Source organism: uncultured Granulicatella sp., assembly GCF_938030755.1.
Classification (GTDB): Bacteria; Bacillota; Bacilli; order Lactobacillales; family Aerococcaceae; genus Granulicatella.
The window spans coordinates 1-15,898 of record NZ_CALHIF010000062.1; the positions used below are offsets into that span (position 1 = coordinate 1).

Genomic DNA, 15,898 nt, shown 5'->3' on the forward strand with positions numbered 1-15,898 from the left:
ATCGAGTAGATGATAAATTTCTTTTCACCGTCTTTAGTGATGGTTTCAGTTGGTTCAATAACGTGTGGATGTCCACCAAAAATCACGTCCGCACCCCATTCAATCATTTGATGATACGTATCGATTTGTCCTTGTGTTGGTTGAAGGTGATATTCTTCTCCCATTTGTGGCAACACAATCGTAAAGTCGGCAATTTCTTCAGCGCGTTGGATGAGCTGTTTCACTTTTTGCATATTTAAATCGTATAAGTGGTTATTGTATTCTTCGTCGGTGAGAGTAGCTTCGATTCCATTAAATCCATATGCAAATCCAAGGATGGCTACTTTGATGCCGTTGACTTCTTTTACAAGGATGCCTTCTGTCGGGTCTACTTTAACCCCGAAAATATCAAGTCCATTTTTGCGGAAGGCATTGGCTGTGTATTTTAAGCCTTCGATGCCTGTATCAAGAATATGATTATGCGCTAAGTCGAGTACATCGTATCCGGCATCTTTAATACTTTGAATGACTTCTTCGGGAGCGTTAAAAAGTGGATACCCAGCAAGTGGTTCGTTTGGATTGATGGTCCCCTCGAAATCCCCAATCGCAAGGTCTGCGCTAGATACGAGTGGCGTAATTTGCTCGTAGTCATTTTTGAAATCATAGGATGTTCCGTCAAATGCGCTGCCATAAACGATATCGTGATATAGCATATCTCCGCTTGCGGTGATACGAGTCACTTGCTTCTTCGTTGGTGGAGACTGAGGGTTGTTTGGTGTAGGGGTAGCCTCTTGATTTTGTTCAGCTGATGCCTGTGGTGCTTGAACAGTCTCTATGCTTTCTTGCACAGAGGGACGTGTAAGGAACCCTGCTGTAATCGTAAATACAGATAAAATACAAACCCCGTAAAATTCCATTCGCTTGATTCTATCTTGCTTTTTAGAACCTCTCATAAACATCCACCATCCCACCTCGTTTTTCTTTATTATAATAAAAATAAAAAAATTTTAAAAGATGGTTTTGGGATAAATAACGAGCATTTAAATTGGAATGGTTATCAGCATATACAAAAATTTGTTTAGTTTTTACGAATTGGTATTAAAAGCGTTATTTTCATAATGAAAGATTATGAAAACGTTAAAAAACAACAAAAGGTGGAAAAATAAAAGGAAATACGCTATAATAAAACCGTTAAAAATAAATGCTGTAAGCATCAAGGAGGAACTAAAACATGAGTCGTTTAGTAAGCATGACTGAAATGTTACAAAAAGCTAAAGAAGGTAAATACGCTGTTGGTCAATTCAATATCAATAACCTAGAATGGACACAAGCCGTATTAACAGCAGCTCAAGAAGCTAACTCACCAATTATCTTAGGTGTATCTGAAGGCGCTGGTAAATACATGGGTGGTCCTACAGTAGTTTCAGCTATGGTAAATGCATTATTAGATGCAATGAACATCACTGTTCCAGTAGCATTACACTTAGACCACGGTTCTTCAGTAGAAGTATGTAAACAATACATCGACGCTGGATTCAGCTCAGTAATGTTTGATCACTCTCACTTCCCAATCGATGAAAACATCGCTTTAACTAAAGAAGTTGTAGAATACGCACACCCAAAAGGAGTTTCAGTTGAAGCTGAAGTAGGTACTGTAGGTGGTACTGAAGATGGCGTAACTGGAGGAATTAACTACGCTGACTTAAACGAATGTGTACGTATGGTTAAAGAAGCTAAAATCGATGCATTAGCAGCAGCTTTAGGTTCAGTTCACGGAACTTACTCAGGCGAACCAGTTTTAGGTTTCGATGAAATGTTAGCTATCTCAGAAGCTACAGGTGCTCCATTAGTATTACACGGTGGATCAGGTATTCCAGAATATCAAATCAAAAAAGCAATCGAACGTGGACATGCTAAAATCAACGTTAACACTGAATTACAACAACAATGGACAGCAGCAGTTCGTGCTAAATTAAATGCAGACGCTGGTGTTTATGACCCACGTAAAATTATCAAACCTGGTTTCGACGCAATCGTTAAGATTACAAAAGAAACAATGGACATCTTTGGTTCAACAGGAAAAGCTTAATTTATAACTGTATAGAGGCAGGCGATTTCGCCTGTCTCTTTTTAATTAGATCAGTAAATATCCACCGGCTAAGCCGGTGGATATTTATTTGAGCAAAAGAATACTACAAAAGAGCAAAATTATCATATGTGATAATTATCATATATGATAATTTTAAGGTGTGGAGGTGTGAGATATGAAGCGTAAGTTTAAAATCGAAAGAGATATGGTAGATCGGTTAGATGAGTATTCATACGAAGAAAAAGTAAAATATGCAGCCATATTAAAAATACTGCAAGAAGATGGGTTAACAGAAGAAATGATTCAAAAATGGGGTCGCTGGTATAAAGGAAAACATGGATTGCTAATAACCCTTTCAAAAAATGTTAAGGAGGAGATGGACGATGGGGACGTACCTAACTTCAAAACTTTGCAAGCTTTCATCAGAATATCCGACGTTTGAGTATGATTTAGAAAAGGAAATGATGATGCAGCGAGTTGCGTTACAAATGACAAAGTTACAAACGGTAACAGGACTTTCTTTGGAAGACTTTGCAAAAGAAGTCGATCTTAAAGCATCAAATCTTTCTAGATTGCAGAGTGGAGACCATAATCCAACTATCCTTACTCTGTTGGATTTAGCCTATCGATGTGGATATGATGTAGAAGTGAAAGTAAAAAAGAAAAAATTACCTAAATAGCATTACAAAATTACAATTATTCACAGAAAAATTCTTTTAGAGCATAGCAATTTAACTCCTAAATTTGTTTTTATAAGTGTAAGACTTATTAGATTATGAATAGAAATGAGGAGGAAAAATTATGACACATCATACATTTGTTGAGAAGAAACTGCATTTACGATTCAAAGGGAGTGACAGAAAAACAAAGAACCTGATTATTTCACGTCCTAAGGATAAATTGAAGAAGGATTCAGCTAATATAGCAATGGAGAGTATTATAGAAGCTAATCTTTTTGAAAAAGACGGAGTACAATTGTATGAAGGCCGAAGAGATGCTTATTATAAGACGCGGAGAGTGGATGTCTTTCTTTAACAACAATAAATAATCGAATAAATATCCACTGGCTAAGACGGTGGATATTTATTGTGGAGTAAGTTTCTTCTATATAAATTGTACCGGATAAAAAGGGGACATTTTCTCTTAAGAAAATTCTTGACGTGTTGGAGGAGAAATGCTATTCTATTAGAGGTGCTTTTATACCTGATTCCTGATAAGTAATCAAATCAGTCGTGCTGACTGGTAAGAAGGCCATTTTATGAGACAGCGATGTCTTTTAATTTTTAACAAAAAATGGTCCGCCCGGAAGTGTGGACCAAGAAGAACCCGTTAGGGAAGGAGGAAGAGCTTAATGCCAACTATTAACCAATTAGTCCGTAAACCTCGTAAATCAGCAGTGGAGAAATCAGCTTCTCCAGCGTTAGGTAAAGGCTATAACAGTTTCAAAAAATCACAAACGAATACAAACTCTCCACAAAAACGTGGTGTATGTACTCGTGTAGGTACTATGACACCTAAAAAACCTAACTCAGCGTTACGTAAATATGCCCGTGTACGTTTATCTAACTTAATCGAAGTAACTGCGTACATTCCAGGTATCGGTCACAACTTACAAGAACACAGCGTTGTATTAATCCGCGGTGGACGTGTAAAAGACTTACCAGGGGTACGTTACCATATCATTCGTGGTGCTTTAGACACTGCAGGAGTTAACAACCGTATGCAAGGTCGTTCTAAATACGGTACAAAACGTCCTAAAAAATAATTTTTTAAAATAAAACACTCATTAAATGAAAGGAGGATTATAAATGCCTCGTAAAGGTCCTGTCGCAAAACGTGATGTTTTACCTGATCCAATTTATAATTCAAAATTAGTTACTCGTTTAATCAACCGTTTAATGGTAGATGGAAAACGTGGTAAAGCTGCAACAATCTTATATAACGCATTTGATATCGTTAAAGAAAAAACTGGAAACGATCCAATGGAAGTTTTCGAACAAGCAATGAAAAACATTATGCCTGTTCTTGAAGTTAAAGCTCGTCGTGTAGGGGGTTCTAACTACCAAGTTCCTGTTGAAGTTCGTCCAGACCGTCGTACTACACTAGGTTTACGTTGGTTAGTAAACTACTCACGTTTACGTGGTGAAGACACAATGGAAGTTCGTTTAGCTAAAGAAATTATGGATGCTGCGAACAACACAGGTGCTTCTGTTAAGAAACGTGAAGACACACATAAAATGGCTGAAGCGAACAAAGCGTTTGCTCACTATCGTTGGTAAGATTAAAAAGGTTTTTCAACCTTTTTGGTCTTGCTTATTGTTAGAAATATAGAAAGAGGTGTAGAACGAAGATGGCAAAAAGAGAATTCTCTCTTGAAAATACTCGTAATATCGGTATCATGGCCCACATCGATGCAGGTAAAACTACAACGACTGAGCGTGTACTTTATTACACTGGTAAAATCCACAAAATTGGTGAAACTCACGAAGGAGCTTCACAAATGGACTGGATGGAACAAGAACAAGAACGTGGTATCACAATTACATCTGCTGCTACAACAGCACAATGGAAAGGCCACCGTATCAACATCATCGACACTCCGGGGCACGTGGACTTCACAGTTGAAGTAGAACGTTCTCTTCGTGTATTAGATGGTGCTGTAGCTGTACTTGATGCACAATCTGGGGTAGAACCTCAAACAGAAACTGTTTGGCGTCAAGCGACAACATACGGAGTTCCACGTATCGTATTTGCAAACAAAATGGATAAAATCGGTGCTGACTTCTTATATTCAGTACGTACAATCCACGAACGTTTACAAGCAAATGCACACCCAATTCAATTACCAATCGGAGCTGAAGACGACTTCACTGGTATCATTGACTTAATCAAAATGAAAGCTGAAATCTATACAAATGACTTAGGTACAGATATCCAAGAAACAGATATCCCTGAAGATTTACAAGATTTAGCTGAAGAATGGCGTGAAAAATTAGTGGAAGCTGTTGCTGAAACTGATGAAGAATTAATGGAACGCTATTTAGAAGGTGATGAAATTTCAGAAGCTGAATTAAAAGCAGCTATCCGTAAAGCTACATGTGCGGTAGAATTCTACCCAGTATTATGTGGTTCAGCCTTCAAAAACAAAGGGGTACAATTAATGTTAGATGCAGTAGTTGACTACTTACCATCTCCATTAGATGTTCCTTCAATTAAAGGGGTAGACCCTAACACAGACCAAGAAGTAGAACGTCATTCATCTGATGAAGAACCATTCTCAGCATTGGCCTTCAAAGTTATGACTGACCCATTCGTAGGTCGTTTAACATTCTTCCGTGTGTACTCTGGTACTTTACAATCAGGTTCATACGTTAAAAACTCAACGAAAGGTAAACGTGAACGTGTAGGACGTATCCTACAAATGCACGCGAACTCTCGTCAAGAAATTCCAGAAGTATTCTCAGGAGACATCGCTGCTGCAGTTGGTCTTAAAGATACAACTACAGGGGACACATTATGTGACGAAAAAGCAGAAGTTATCTTAGAATCAATGGAATTCCCTGATCCAGTTATCGAGGTTGCTATTGAACCTAAATCAAAAGCTGACCAAGATAAAATGGGTATTGCTTTACAAAAACTTGCAGAAGAAGATCCAACATTCCGTGCTTACACTAACCAAGAAACTGGTGAAACAGTTATCGCTGGTATGGGTGAGTTACACTTGGATATCATCGTTGACCGTATGCGTCGTGAGTTCAAAGTAGAAGCTAACGTAGGTGCTCCTCAAGTATCTTACCGTGAAACATTCCGTGCTTCTACGCAAGCTGAAGGTAAATTCGTTCGTCAATCAGGTGGTAAAGGTCAATACGGTCACGTATGGATTGAATTTACTCCTAACGAAGAAGGTGCTGGATTCGAATTCGAAAACGCAATTGTCGGTGGGGTTGTTCCTCGTGAATACATCCCTGCAGTTGAAGCTGGATTGAAAGATGCTATGGAAAACGGGGTATTAGCTGGTTATCCATTAGTTGACATTAAAGCTAAACTTTATGATGGAAGCTACCATGATGTCGATTCATCTGAAACAGCCTTCAAAGTTGCCGCTTCTATGGCATTGAAAGCTGCTGCTAAGAAAGCTCAACCTGCTATCTTAGAACCTATGATGGCTGTTGAAATTACAGTTCCTGAAGAATACTTCGGAGATGTAATGGGACACGTTAATGCTCGTCGTGGACGTGTAGAAGGTTCTGAAGTTCGTGGTAACGCACAAATCGTTAAAGGTATGATTCCTTTATCAGAAATGTTCGGTTACGCAACTACATTACGTTCTGCAACACAAGGTCGTGGTACATTTAGTATGACATTTGACCACTATGAAGATGTTCCTAAGAGCATTGCAGAAGAAATCATTAAGAAAAATGGCGGTAACGGAGAATAATCTCCCCCCCATTGATAACTATCAAATGAACGATATCGACTGGTTATGTCAGTCATAACCAGTTGATTTTTAAGAGAGTTCTTTGGTATAATTACAATCGGTAGATACTGTTATAGAATCTAACAAAACTCAATTAATAGGAGGAATCATTTAAATGGCAAAAGAAAAATTTGACCGTTCAAAACCACACGTTAACATTGGTACAATCGGCCACGTTGACCACGGTAAAACAACATTAACTGCTGCTATTACAACTGTATTAGCTAAGAAAGGTTTCGCGCAAGCTCAAGATTACGGTTCAATCGATAAAGCTCCAGAAGAACGCGAACGTGGTATCACAATCAACACTTCTCACGTTGAGTACGAAACTGACACTCGTCACTACGCTCACGTTGACTGCCCAGGACACGCGGACTACGTTAAAAACATGATCACTGGTGCTGCTCAAATGGACGGTGCTATCTTAGTAGTATCTGCAGCTGACGGCCCAATGCCTCAAACACGTGAACACATCTTATTATCACGTCAAGTAGGTGTTCCTTACATCGTTGTATTCTTAAACAAAGTTGACATGGTTGACGATGAAGAATTATTAGAATTAGTAGAAATGGAAGTTCGTGACTTATTATCAGAATACGATTTCCCAGGCGATGACACTCCAGTTGTTGCAGGTTCTGCTTTACGCGCTTTAGAAGGCGACGCTTCATACGAAGAAAAAATCTTAGAATTAATGGCTGCTGTTGACGAATACATTCCAACTCCAGAACGTGACGTTGACAAACCATTCATGATGCCAGTTGAAGACGTGTTCTCAATCACAGGTCGTGGTACAGTTGCTACAGGTCGTGTTGAACGTGGACAAGTTCGTGTTGGTGACGAAGTTGAAATCGTTGGTATTTCTGAAGAAACTTCTAAAACTACTGTAACTGGTGTTGAAATGTTCCGTAAATTGTTAGACTACGCTGAAGCAGGGGATAACATTGGTACATTATTACGTGGTGTTACACGTGACAACATCGAACGTGGACAAGTTCTTGCTAAACCAGGAACAATCACTCCACATACTAAATTCAAAGCTGAAGTTTACGTATTAACTAAAGAAGAAGGTGGACGTCACACTCCATTCTTCTCAAACTACCGTCCTCAATTCTACTTCCGTACTACAGACATCACTGGTGTTTGTGTGTTACCAGAAGGCGTTGAAATGGTAATGCCTGGTGATAACGTAACTATGGAAGTTGAATTAATTCACCCAGTAGCGATTGAAGCTGGTACTAAGTTCTCTATCCGTGAAGGTGGACGTACTGTAGGTGCCGGTTCAGTAGCTTCTATCGAAAAATAATTTTTCTAAATTAAATTTTCAAGACTATCCTTTATGGATAGTCTTTTTTTATTAAAATTTTTTAAAAATAAAATGTCAGACAATTGGAAGCGAATTGCAAAATTCACATAAGAAGTTTAAAAACGCTGATTTGACGGTGTTTGTAAAGGTTTTAAAGCAAAATGAAACACACGGGCGCGTGTGCATAAATAAATGTTGTTAAATCAACGGTTTTCGCTTGCAATCAAAAAGAGAATCTTGTATACTATTAAAAGTGCCGCAGAGGAATGTAAATTCTAAAGCAGCATACCCCCTCTTAAAATAAGAAGGGGAGCTATGAAACGAGAGGTTGCGACACGCCCGGACGCTTTGCCACGAAAGGGTTAAGTCGGAAATTCGCGTGGAGCTAGTCTTATGACAACATTAGACGAAGGAGGAAAGACAATGGCAAAACAAAAAATCCGTATCCGTTTGAAAGCTTACGAACATCGTGCGCTTGATCAATCAGCGGAAAAAATCGTAGAAACAGCAAAAAGAACTGGTGCTAGCGTAGCTGGTCCAATTCCATTGCCAACAGAAAGATCGCTTTACACAGTTATTCGTGCGACTCACAAATATAAAGATTCTCGCGAACAATTTGAAATGCGTACACACAAGCGTTTGATCGACATCGTTAATCCAACGCCAAAAACTGTTGATGCCTTAATGAAGCTTGATTTACCAAGCGGCGTTGACATCGAAATCAAATTATAATAAATAGAAAAATGGAGGTGTAACCATGACCAAAGGAATCTTAGGCAAAAAAGTAGGGATGACTCAATACTTTACAGAAGCAGGTGAACTTATTCCTGTAACAGTAGTTGAAGTAACTCCAAACGTTGTTCTTCAATTAAAAACAATCGAAAACGACGGTTACGAAGCTGTTCAATTAGGTTTCGACGACTTACGTGAAGTTTTATCAAATCGCCCTGCTAAAGGTCATGTAGCAAAAGCAAATGCTACTCCTAAGCGCTTCATTCGTGAATTCAACAATGTCGAGCTTAGCGAGTACGAAGTAGGACAAGAAATTACAGTTGATGTATTCAAAGCAGGAGACATCGTTGACGTAACAGGTACATCTAAAGGGAAAGGTTTCCAAGGTGCTATCAAACGTCATGGACAATCTCGCGGACCAATGGCACACGGTTCTCGTTACCACCGTCGTCCCGGTTCAATGGGTGGAGCATCATTCCCATCACGTGTTTTCAAAGGTAAAGCATTACCTGGACAAATGGGTGGCGACCGTATCACTATTCAAAACTTAGAAGTAGTGAAAGTTGATGCAGAACGCAATGTAATCTTAATCAAAGGTAATGTACCTGGATCTAAGAAATCATTAGTAGAAATTAAAACAGCAATTAAATCTAAATAATAAATAGGGAAGGAGGAACGAGAGAATGACAAAAGTTACATTATTTAAACAAGATGGAACAACAAACGGAGAAATCGAATTAAACTCAGATATCTTCGGAATTGAACCAAATGAAAATGTAGTATTCGACGCAGTAATCATGCAACGCGCTTCATTACGTCAAGGAACACACGCTGTTAAAAACCGTAGTGCAGTAAGCGGAGGCGGCCGTAAACCATGGCGCCAAAAAGGAACTGGTCGTGCTCGTCAAGGATCAATCCGTTCACCACAATGGCGTGGCGGAGGTATTGTATTCGGACCAACACCTCGTTCATATAGTTACAAATTACCTAAAAAAGTACGTCGCTTAGCGATTAAATCAGTATTATCACAAAAAGTATTGGATAACAAGCTTGTTGTAGTGGAAGCATTACAATTTGACGCACCAAAAACAAAAGAGTTTGCACAAGTATTGTCTAACTTAAACGTAGATACAAAAGTGTTAGTAGTTGTAGAATCTTCAAATGATTTCGCATTATTATCAGCTCGTAACATTCCAAACGTAACAATCGTTGACGAAACAGATGTTACTGTATTAGACGTTGTAAACAACGACAAACTATTATTCACAAAAGCAGCTCTTTCTAAAGTAGAGGAGGGACTTCAATAATGGATGCACGTGACGTAATCAAACGCCCTATCATTACTGAAGCTTCAATGCTTGCTACTGACGAAAAGAAATACACTTTTGAAGTTGATGTACGTGCTAACAAAATCCAAGTACGTCAAGCCGTAGAAGAAATTTTTGGTGTTAAAGTTGAAAAAGTTAACATCTTAAATGTACGTGCTAAATTCAAACGTGTTGGCCGCTACGGTGGTTACACTAACAAACGTCGTAAAGCAATTGTGAAGCTTACAAAAGATTCAAAAGATATTCAATTATTCGCTGAAGAAGCTTAATCTTCAGAATGAAAAACTACTATAATAATAGGAGGAAATAGACGTGGCGATTAAAAAATATAATCCAACCTCAAACGGCCGTCGTAATATGACAGGTTATGACTTCAGCGAAATCACAAAGTCAACACCAGAAAAAACTTTGTTGGAATCATCAAAAAACAACGCTGGTCGTAACAGCCAAGGTAAAATCACTGTACGTCACCAAGGTGGCGGACACAAACGTGCTTACCGTGTGATCGACTTCAAACGTAACAAAGATAACGTTGAAGGTGTCGTTCACTCAATCGAGTACGATCCAAACCGTACAGCAAACATTGCATTAATTCACTATGTAGATGGAGTTAAAGCATATATCATTGCTCCAAAAGGTTTACAAGTAGGACAACGTATCGAATCAGGAGAAAATGCTGATATTAAAGTAGGTAATGCATTACCATTAGCAAACATCCCAGTCGGTACTGTAATCCACAACATTGAAACAAAACCAGGTAAAGGCGGACAATTAGTTCGTTCAGCTGGTACAAGTGCACAAGTACTTGGTCAAGAAGGTAAATACACTTTAGTTCGTTTGAACTCAGGTGAAGTTCGTATGATTCTTTCAACTTGCCGCGCTACAGTTGGTACAGTTGGTAATGAACAACACGAATTAATTAACTTCGGTAAAGCAGGACGTTCTCGTTGGAAACGTAAACGCCCAACAGTTCGTGGTTCTGTAATGAACCCTAACGATCACCCACACGGTGGTGGTGAAGGTCGTGCTCCTATCGGACGTCCAACACCTGTATCTCCATGGGGTAAACCAGCTCTTGGATACAAAACTCGTAGCAAGAAAGCTCGTTCTAACAAGCTTATTGTTCGTGGTCGTAAAAAATAATTAATAACTAGATAACAAATCTGATTCTATTAAATTCTTGGAAGGAGGATTTCCGTAATGGGTCGTAGTTTGAAAAAAGGACCTTTCGTCGATGAACATTTGATGAAAAAGGTTGAAGCTGCTCAAGGTAGCGACAAAAAAGTTGTGATCAAAACTTGGTCTCGCCGTTCAACAATTTTCCCAAACTTTGTTGGACAAACAATTGCTGTATATGACGGCAGAAAACATGTTCCAGTTTATATTCAAGAAGACATGGTAGGACATAAATTAGGTGAATTTGCACCTACAAGAACATACCGTGGTCACGTGAATGACGATAAGAAATCTAAACGCAAATAACGAGGGGAGGACTTGAAAAATGTCAGAACAAATCACATCTGCTAAAGCAGTTGCTAAAACAGTTCGTATTGCACCTCGTAAAGCTCGCCTTGTTGTCGATCTAATTAGAGGTAAAAAAATCGGTGACGCAATTTCAATCTTGAAATTCACACCACGTTCTGCATCACCAATCGTAGAAAAAGTTTTAATGTCTGCAATTGCTAACGCTGAACACAATTTCGACTTAGATGTTGAAAACTTATATGTAAGTGAAGCTTACGTGAACGAAGGACCAACAATGAAACGTTTCCGTCCACGTGCTAAAGGTTCAGCTTCACAAATCTTAAAACGCACAAGCCACATCACTGTAGTGGTATCAGAGAAGAAGGAGGGATAATCAGTGGGTCAAAAAATTCATCCATTAGGAATGCGTGTCGGAATCATCCGTGACTGGGATTCAAAATGGTACGCAGAAAAAGATTTCGCAGAATTCTTGCATGAAGATTTAAAAATCCGTGATTATATCCGTAAACAATTAAACGAAGCTAGCGTTTCAACTATTGAAATTGAACGTGCTGCTAATCGTGTTAATGTTTCAATCCACACAGCTAAACCAGGTATGGTAATTGGTAAAGGTGGATCTGAAGTAGATAAATTACGTACAAACTTAAACAATTTAACAGGTAAACGAGTTCACATTAACATTGTTGAAATCAAAAAACCTGATTTAGATGCTAAATTAGTTGCTGAAGGAATCGCTCGCGACTTAGAACGTCGTATCGCTTTCCGTCGTGCACAAAAACAAGCAATCCAACGTACAATGCGCGCTGGTGCTAAAGGAATCAAAACTATGGTTTCAGGTCGTTTAAACGGTGCCGATATCGCTCGTTCTGAAAGCTATTCAGAAGGAACAGTTCCATTGCATACATTACGTGCGGACATTGACTACGCATGGGAAGAAGCAGATACAACATACGGTAAATTAGGTGTTAAAACTTGGATCTACCGCGATGAAGTATTACCAACAAGAAAGAACAAAAACTCTGAGAAAGGAGGGAAATAAACATGTTAGTACCTAAACGTGTAAAACACCGTCGTGAGTTCCGTGGAAAAATGCGCGGGGAAGCTAAAGGTGGTAAAGAAGTAGTATTCGGTACATACGGTTTACAAGCAACAGAATCTCACTGGATTACAAACCGTCAAATCGAAGCAGCACGTATCGCTATGACACGTTACATGAAACGTGGTGGGAAAGTATGGATTAAAATTTTCCCTCACAAATCATACACAGCTAAAGCTATCGGGGTTCGTATGGGTTCTGGTAAAGGGGCACCTGAAGGATGGGTTGCACCAGTTAAACGCGGTAAAGTGATGTTCGAAATCGCTGGCGTATCAGAAGAAGTCGCACGCGAAGCTTTACGTTTGGCATCACACAAATTGCCAGTTAAAACAAAATTTGTGAAACGCGAAGAAAATGGTGGTGAATCGAATGAAGGTTAATGAACTTAAGAAAGAACTTAAAGGGTTATCCACTGCTGAACTTGTTGAAAAAGAAAATGAATTAAAACAAGAACTATTCAACTTACGATTCCAACTTGCTACTGGGCAATTAGAAGGTACAGCACGCATTCGTGAAGTACGTAAACAAATTGCGCGTATCAAGACTGCATTGCGTCAAGAAGAATTGCAAAAATAATCATCAGCAAAGGAGGCAATGAACATGACTGTAGAACGTAACCAACGTAAAGTATATCAAGGACGCGTTGTTTCAGATAAGATGGACAAAACGTTAGTAGTTGCAATCGAAACTTACAAACGTCACTCAACTTACGGTAAACGTGTTAAATATACGAAAAAATTTGTAGCTCATGATGAAAATAACTCAGCAAAAGTTGGGGACATTGTTAAGATTATGGAAACTCGTCCATTGTCAAAAACAAAACGTTTCCGCTTAGTTGAAATTGTTGAAGAAGCAGTAATTATTTAATTTCAATTGTGTATACATTTGAAAGGAGGAACCAATAGTGATTCAAACAGAAACTCGACTAAAAGTGGCTGACAACTCAGGCGCTCGTGAAGTGTTAACAATTAGAGTTCTAGGCGGATCTGGCCGCAAAACAGCTAATATCGGTGACGTAATCGTTGCATCCGTTAAACAAGCAACACCAGGTGGAGTTGTTAAAAAAGGGGATGTCGTTAAAGCTGTAATCGTTCGTACTAAATCAGGTGCACGTCGTAAAGACGGTTCATACATTAAGTTCGACGAAAATGCATGTGTAATCATTCGTGATGACAAGAGCCCTCGTGGAACACGTATCTTTGGACCAGTTGCACGTGAATTACGTGATAACAACTACATGAAGATCGTTTCATTAGCTCCAGAAGTATTATAATTCTCATCAAAATCGAAGGAGGTGTAACACATGCACGTTAAAACTGGTGATATCGTAAAAGTAATCTCAGGTAAAGACAAAGGTAAAGAAGGAAAAATCTTAAAAAGTTTTCCTAAGAAAGACCGTGTAATCGTTGAAGGTGTTAACATTGTTAAGAAACATCAAAAACCATCTCAAGCGAACCAAACAGGGGGAATCGTTGAAGTGGAAGCTCCAATTCATGTTTCAAACGTAATGTTCGTAGACCCAACTACAGGTAAAGCAACTCGTACAGGCTTTAAAGTAGAAAACGGTGAAAAGGTACGTGTACCTAAAGGTCGTAATAAAGCATAATTCATTAATTTGAGGAAGGAGGACCATCCTGCATGAATCGCTTAAATGCAAAATACAAAAACGAAGTAGTACCTTCATTAATTGAAAAATTTAACTATAAATCAGTTATGGAAGTACCTAAAGTAGAAAAAATCGTTATTAATATGGGTGTTGGTGATGCAACATCAAACGCTAAAAACTTAGAAAAAGCAGTTGAAGAGTTAACATTAATCTCTGGTCAAAAACCAGTTGTGACAACTGCGAAGAAATCAATCGCTGGTTTCCGTTTACGTGAAGGTATGCCAATCGGAACTAAAGTTACTCTACGTGGTGAACGTATGTATGACTTCTTAGATAAGTTAGTAACAGTTTCATTACCTCGTGTACGTGACTTCCGTGGGATTTCTAAAAAATCTTTTGATGGACGCGGTAACTACACATTAGGTGTTAAAGAACAATTAATCTTCCCAGAAATTGACTACGATCGCGTAGACAAAGTTCGTGGTATGGATATTGTTATCGTAACAACAGCTAATACAGACGAAGAAGCAAAAGAATTATTAACTCAACTTGGAATGCCTTTCCAAAAATAAAAATTAAACTCACAGGAGGCGAGTAGTTTGGCTAAAAAATCAATGATCGCAAAGAACAAACGTCCAAAAAAATATTCAACTCAAGAATATACTCGTTGTGAACGTTGTGGTCGACCACATTCAGTTTATCGTAAATTCAAACTTTGCCGTATTTGTTTACGTGAGCTTGCCTATAAAGGGCAAATCCCAGGAATGAAGAAAGCAAGTTGGTAATCATTACTACTTGATAAAGGAGGTACTCATTAATGGTTATGACAGATCCAATCGCGGATTTCTTAACTCGTATTCGTAACGCGAACATGGTTCGTCACGAATCACTAGAAGTTCCGTCATCAAACATGAAAGTTGCTATTGCAAACATCTTAAAAGCTGAAGGATTCATCAAAGATTTCTCAGTTGAAGAAGATGGTAAACAAGGCATCATGAAAGTGTTCTTGAAATATGGAAAAAATAACGAACGTGTAATCACAGGCTTGAAACGTATTTCTAAACCTGGTTTACGTGTTTATGCTAAAACAGGTGAAGTTCCTAAAGTATTAAATGGTTTAGGAATTGCAATTGTGTCAACATCTGAAGGTGTTATCACAGATAAAGAAGCAAGAGCTAAAAACGTAGGTGGAGAAGTTCTAGCGTACGTTTGGTAATCTAGTAAATAAGGAGGTGCAGCCAAGTGAGCCGTATCGGAAATAAACCAGTCGTTATTCCAGCAGGAGTAACAGTAGACTTAAAGGACAACACAGTTACTGTAAAAGGTCCTAAAGGTGAATTAACTTATACATTCAACCAAAACATTTCTTTAGAGCAACGCGAAGGTGAAGTAGTATTCACTCGTCCAGATGATTCAAAAGAAAACAAAACAATCCACGGAACAACTCGCGCAGTATTCAACAACATGGTAGTTGGAGTTACTGATGGATTCCAAAAAGAATTGGAATTAATCGGGGTTGGGTATCGTGCTCAATTACAAGGTAAAAAACTTGTATTAAACGTTGGATATTCTCATCCAGTGGAGTTCACTCCAGAAGAAGGTATCGAAATCGAAGTTCCTTCAAATACAAAAGTAATCGTTAAAGGTTATGACAAACAAAAAGTTGGCGAATTAGCTGCTAACATTCGTGGCGTACGTCCTCCAGAACCTTATAAAGGTAAAGGAATTCGTTACGTTGATGAATTTGTACGTCGTAAAGAAGGTAAAACAGGTAAATAATTTTAGCGATTATTTACCTTTTGT

At 38.6% G+C, this 15,898-nt stretch carries 26 protein-coding genes; 25 read left to right on the plus strand and 1 reads right to left on the minus strand.

The annotated features are described in order from the left end of the window. On the minus strand, nt 1-932 hold a 932-nt coding region (locus Q0594_RS06230), incomplete at its 3' end, for a CapA family protein (RefSeq protein WP_298730580.1). Nucleotides 933-1,210: 278 nt separating this feature from the next. Here Q0594_RS06230 and fba point away from each other — a divergent pair. From fba to rplF, 25 genes are all read left to right on the plus strand, one after another. Next, nucleotides 1,211-2,068, plus strand: a complete 858-nt coding sequence (gene fba / locus Q0594_RS06235) for a class II fructose-1,6-bisphosphate aldolase (RefSeq protein ID WP_298730582.1) — start codon at nt 1,211-1,213, stop codon at nt 2,066-2,068. Between the two features lie 175 nt (nt 2,069-2,243). After that, nucleotides 2,244-2,510 (plus strand): tryptophan synthase alpha chain, encoded by a 267-nt coding sequence (locus Q0594_RS06240; protein WP_298730585.1) that lies wholly within the window; start codon nt 2,244-2,246, stop codon nt 2,508-2,510. After that, nucleotides 2,452-2,748 carry a helix-turn-helix transcriptional regulator gene (locus Q0594_RS06245; RefSeq protein WP_239681736.1) on the plus strand — a complete coding sequence of 99 codons (297 nt, stop codon included), beginning with the start codon at nt 2,452-2,454 and terminating at the stop codon, nt 2,746-2,748. Before Q0594_RS06240 ends, Q0594_RS06245 begins: the two co-directional genes overlap by 59 nt. 121 nt (nt 2,749-2,869) lie before the next feature. Continuing rightward, nucleotides 2,870-3,103, plus strand: coding sequence for a DUF2922 domain-containing protein (locus tag Q0594_RS06250; RefSeq protein WP_298730590.1), 234 nt, complete (start codon nt 2,870-2,872; stop codon nt 3,101-3,103). Nucleotides 3,104-3,419: 316 nt separating this feature from the next. Further along, entirely contained in the window at nt 3,420-3,833 is a 414-nt protein-coding gene (gene rpsL, locus Q0594_RS06255) for a 30S ribosomal protein S12 (protein ID WP_005607493.1), read from the plus strand. 43 nt (nt 3,834-3,876) lie between these two features. After that, on the plus strand, nt 3,877-4,347 hold the full coding sequence (rpsG, locus tag Q0594_RS06260; protein WP_005607491.1) for a 30S ribosomal protein S7: 471 nt from the start codon (nt 3,877-3,879) through the stop codon (nt 4,345-4,347). Nucleotides 4,348-4,418: 71 nt separating this feature from the next. Continuing rightward, nucleotides 4,419-6,506: an elongation factor G gene (gene fusA, locus Q0594_RS06265; RefSeq protein ID WP_298730592.1), complete on the plus strand. Its 2,088-nt coding sequence runs from the start codon at nt 4,419-4,421 to the stop codon at nt 6,504-6,506. Between the two features lie 154 nt (nt 6,507-6,660). After that, nucleotides 6,661-7,848, plus strand: coding sequence for an elongation factor Tu (gene tuf / locus Q0594_RS06270; RefSeq protein WP_298730594.1), 1,188 nt, complete (start codon nt 6,661-6,663; stop codon nt 7,846-7,848). A gap of 423 nt (nt 7,849-8,271) precedes the next feature. Next, entirely contained in the window at nt 8,272-8,580 is a 309-nt protein-coding gene (gene rpsJ, locus Q0594_RS06275) for a 30S ribosomal protein S10 (protein WP_039849279.1), read from the plus strand. A 25-nt stretch (nt 8,581-8,605) separates the two neighbouring features. Continuing rightward, nucleotides 8,606-9,238: a 50S ribosomal protein L3 gene (rplC, locus tag Q0594_RS06280; protein WP_005607483.1), complete on the plus strand. Its 633-nt coding sequence runs from the start codon at nt 8,606-8,608 to the stop codon at nt 9,236-9,238. A 25-nt stretch (nt 9,239-9,263) separates the two neighbouring features. After that, a complete protein-coding gene (rplD, locus tag Q0594_RS06285; protein ID WP_005607481.1) occupies nt 9,264-9,887 on the plus strand; it encodes a 50S ribosomal protein L4 in 624 nt (207 codons plus the stop codon). Further along, nucleotides 9,887-10,177, plus strand: a complete 291-nt coding sequence (rplW, locus tag Q0594_RS06290; RefSeq protein WP_005607479.1) for a 50S ribosomal protein L23 — start codon at nt 9,887-9,889, stop codon at nt 10,175-10,177. Before rplD ends, rplW begins: the two co-directional genes overlap by 1 nt. A gap of 43 nt (nt 10,178-10,220) precedes the next feature. Further along, nucleotides 10,221-11,051 (plus strand): 50S ribosomal protein L2, encoded by an 831-nt coding sequence (gene rplB / locus Q0594_RS06295; protein WP_298730598.1) that lies wholly within the window; start codon nt 10,221-10,223, stop codon nt 11,049-11,051. 57 nt (nt 11,052-11,108) lie between these two features. Next, on the plus strand, nt 11,109-11,390 hold the full coding sequence (gene rpsS / locus Q0594_RS06300) for a 30S ribosomal protein S19 (protein ID WP_005607475.1): 282 nt from the start codon (nt 11,109-11,111) through the stop codon (nt 11,388-11,390). Between the two features lie 19 nt (nt 11,391-11,409). Then, on the plus strand, nt 11,410-11,766 hold the full coding sequence (gene rplV / locus Q0594_RS06305) for a 50S ribosomal protein L22 (RefSeq protein ID WP_005607473.1): 357 nt from the start codon (nt 11,410-11,412) through the stop codon (nt 11,764-11,766). A 3-nt stretch (nt 11,767-11,769) separates the two neighbouring features. Continuing rightward, nucleotides 11,770-12,432, plus strand: coding sequence for a 30S ribosomal protein S3 (gene rpsC, locus Q0594_RS06310; RefSeq protein WP_298730600.1), 663 nt, complete (start codon nt 11,770-11,772; stop codon nt 12,430-12,432). 2 nt (nt 12,433-12,434) lie between these two features. After that, nucleotides 12,435-12,869, plus strand: coding sequence for a 50S ribosomal protein L16 (gene rplP, locus Q0594_RS06315; RefSeq protein WP_005607470.1), 435 nt, complete (start codon nt 12,435-12,437; stop codon nt 12,867-12,869). Further along, nucleotides 12,859-13,065 carry a 50S ribosomal protein L29 gene (rpmC, locus tag Q0594_RS06320; protein ID WP_005607469.1) on the plus strand — a complete coding sequence of 69 codons (207 nt, stop codon included), beginning with the start codon at nt 12,859-12,861 and terminating at the stop codon, nt 13,063-13,065. Before rplP ends, rpmC begins: the two co-directional genes overlap by 11 nt. 24 nt (nt 13,066-13,089) lie before the next feature. Further along, nucleotides 13,090-13,356 (plus strand): 30S ribosomal protein S17, encoded by a 267-nt coding sequence (rpsQ, locus tag Q0594_RS06325; protein WP_039849226.1) that lies wholly within the window; start codon nt 13,090-13,092, stop codon nt 13,354-13,356. Between the two features lie 37 nt (nt 13,357-13,393). Beyond that, entirely contained in the window at nt 13,394-13,762 is a 369-nt protein-coding gene (gene rplN / locus Q0594_RS06330; RefSeq protein ID WP_005607465.1) for a 50S ribosomal protein L14, read from the plus strand. Between the two features lie 30 nt (nt 13,763-13,792). Beyond that, the gene (gene rplX, locus Q0594_RS06335; RefSeq protein WP_048710358.1) at nt 13,793-14,095 is read left to right on the plus strand and encodes a 50S ribosomal protein L24; all 303 of its coding nucleotides are present in this window, start codon (nt 13,793-13,795) and stop codon (nt 14,093-14,095) included. A gap of 32 nt (nt 14,096-14,127) precedes the next feature. Then, on the plus strand, nt 14,128-14,667 hold the full coding sequence (gene rplE, locus Q0594_RS06340) for a 50S ribosomal protein L5 (RefSeq protein ID WP_048710355.1): 540 nt from the start codon (nt 14,128-14,130) through the stop codon (nt 14,665-14,667). A 27-nt stretch (nt 14,668-14,694) separates the two neighbouring features. After that, entirely contained in the window at nt 14,695-14,880 is a 186-nt protein-coding gene (locus Q0594_RS06345; protein WP_005607459.1) for a type Z 30S ribosomal protein S14, read from the plus strand. A gap of 32 nt (nt 14,881-14,912) precedes the next feature. After that, nucleotides 14,913-15,311, plus strand: a complete 399-nt coding sequence (gene rpsH / locus Q0594_RS06350) for a 30S ribosomal protein S8 (protein ID WP_204703374.1) — start codon at nt 14,913-14,915, stop codon at nt 15,309-15,311. Between the two features lie 26 nt (nt 15,312-15,337). Next, complete coding sequence (rplF, locus tag Q0594_RS06355; protein WP_049555346.1) at nt 15,338-15,874, plus strand: 50S ribosomal protein L6; 537 nt, start codon at nt 15,338-15,340, stop codon at nt 15,872-15,874. Nucleotides 15,875-15,898 lie beyond the last annotated feature (24 nt).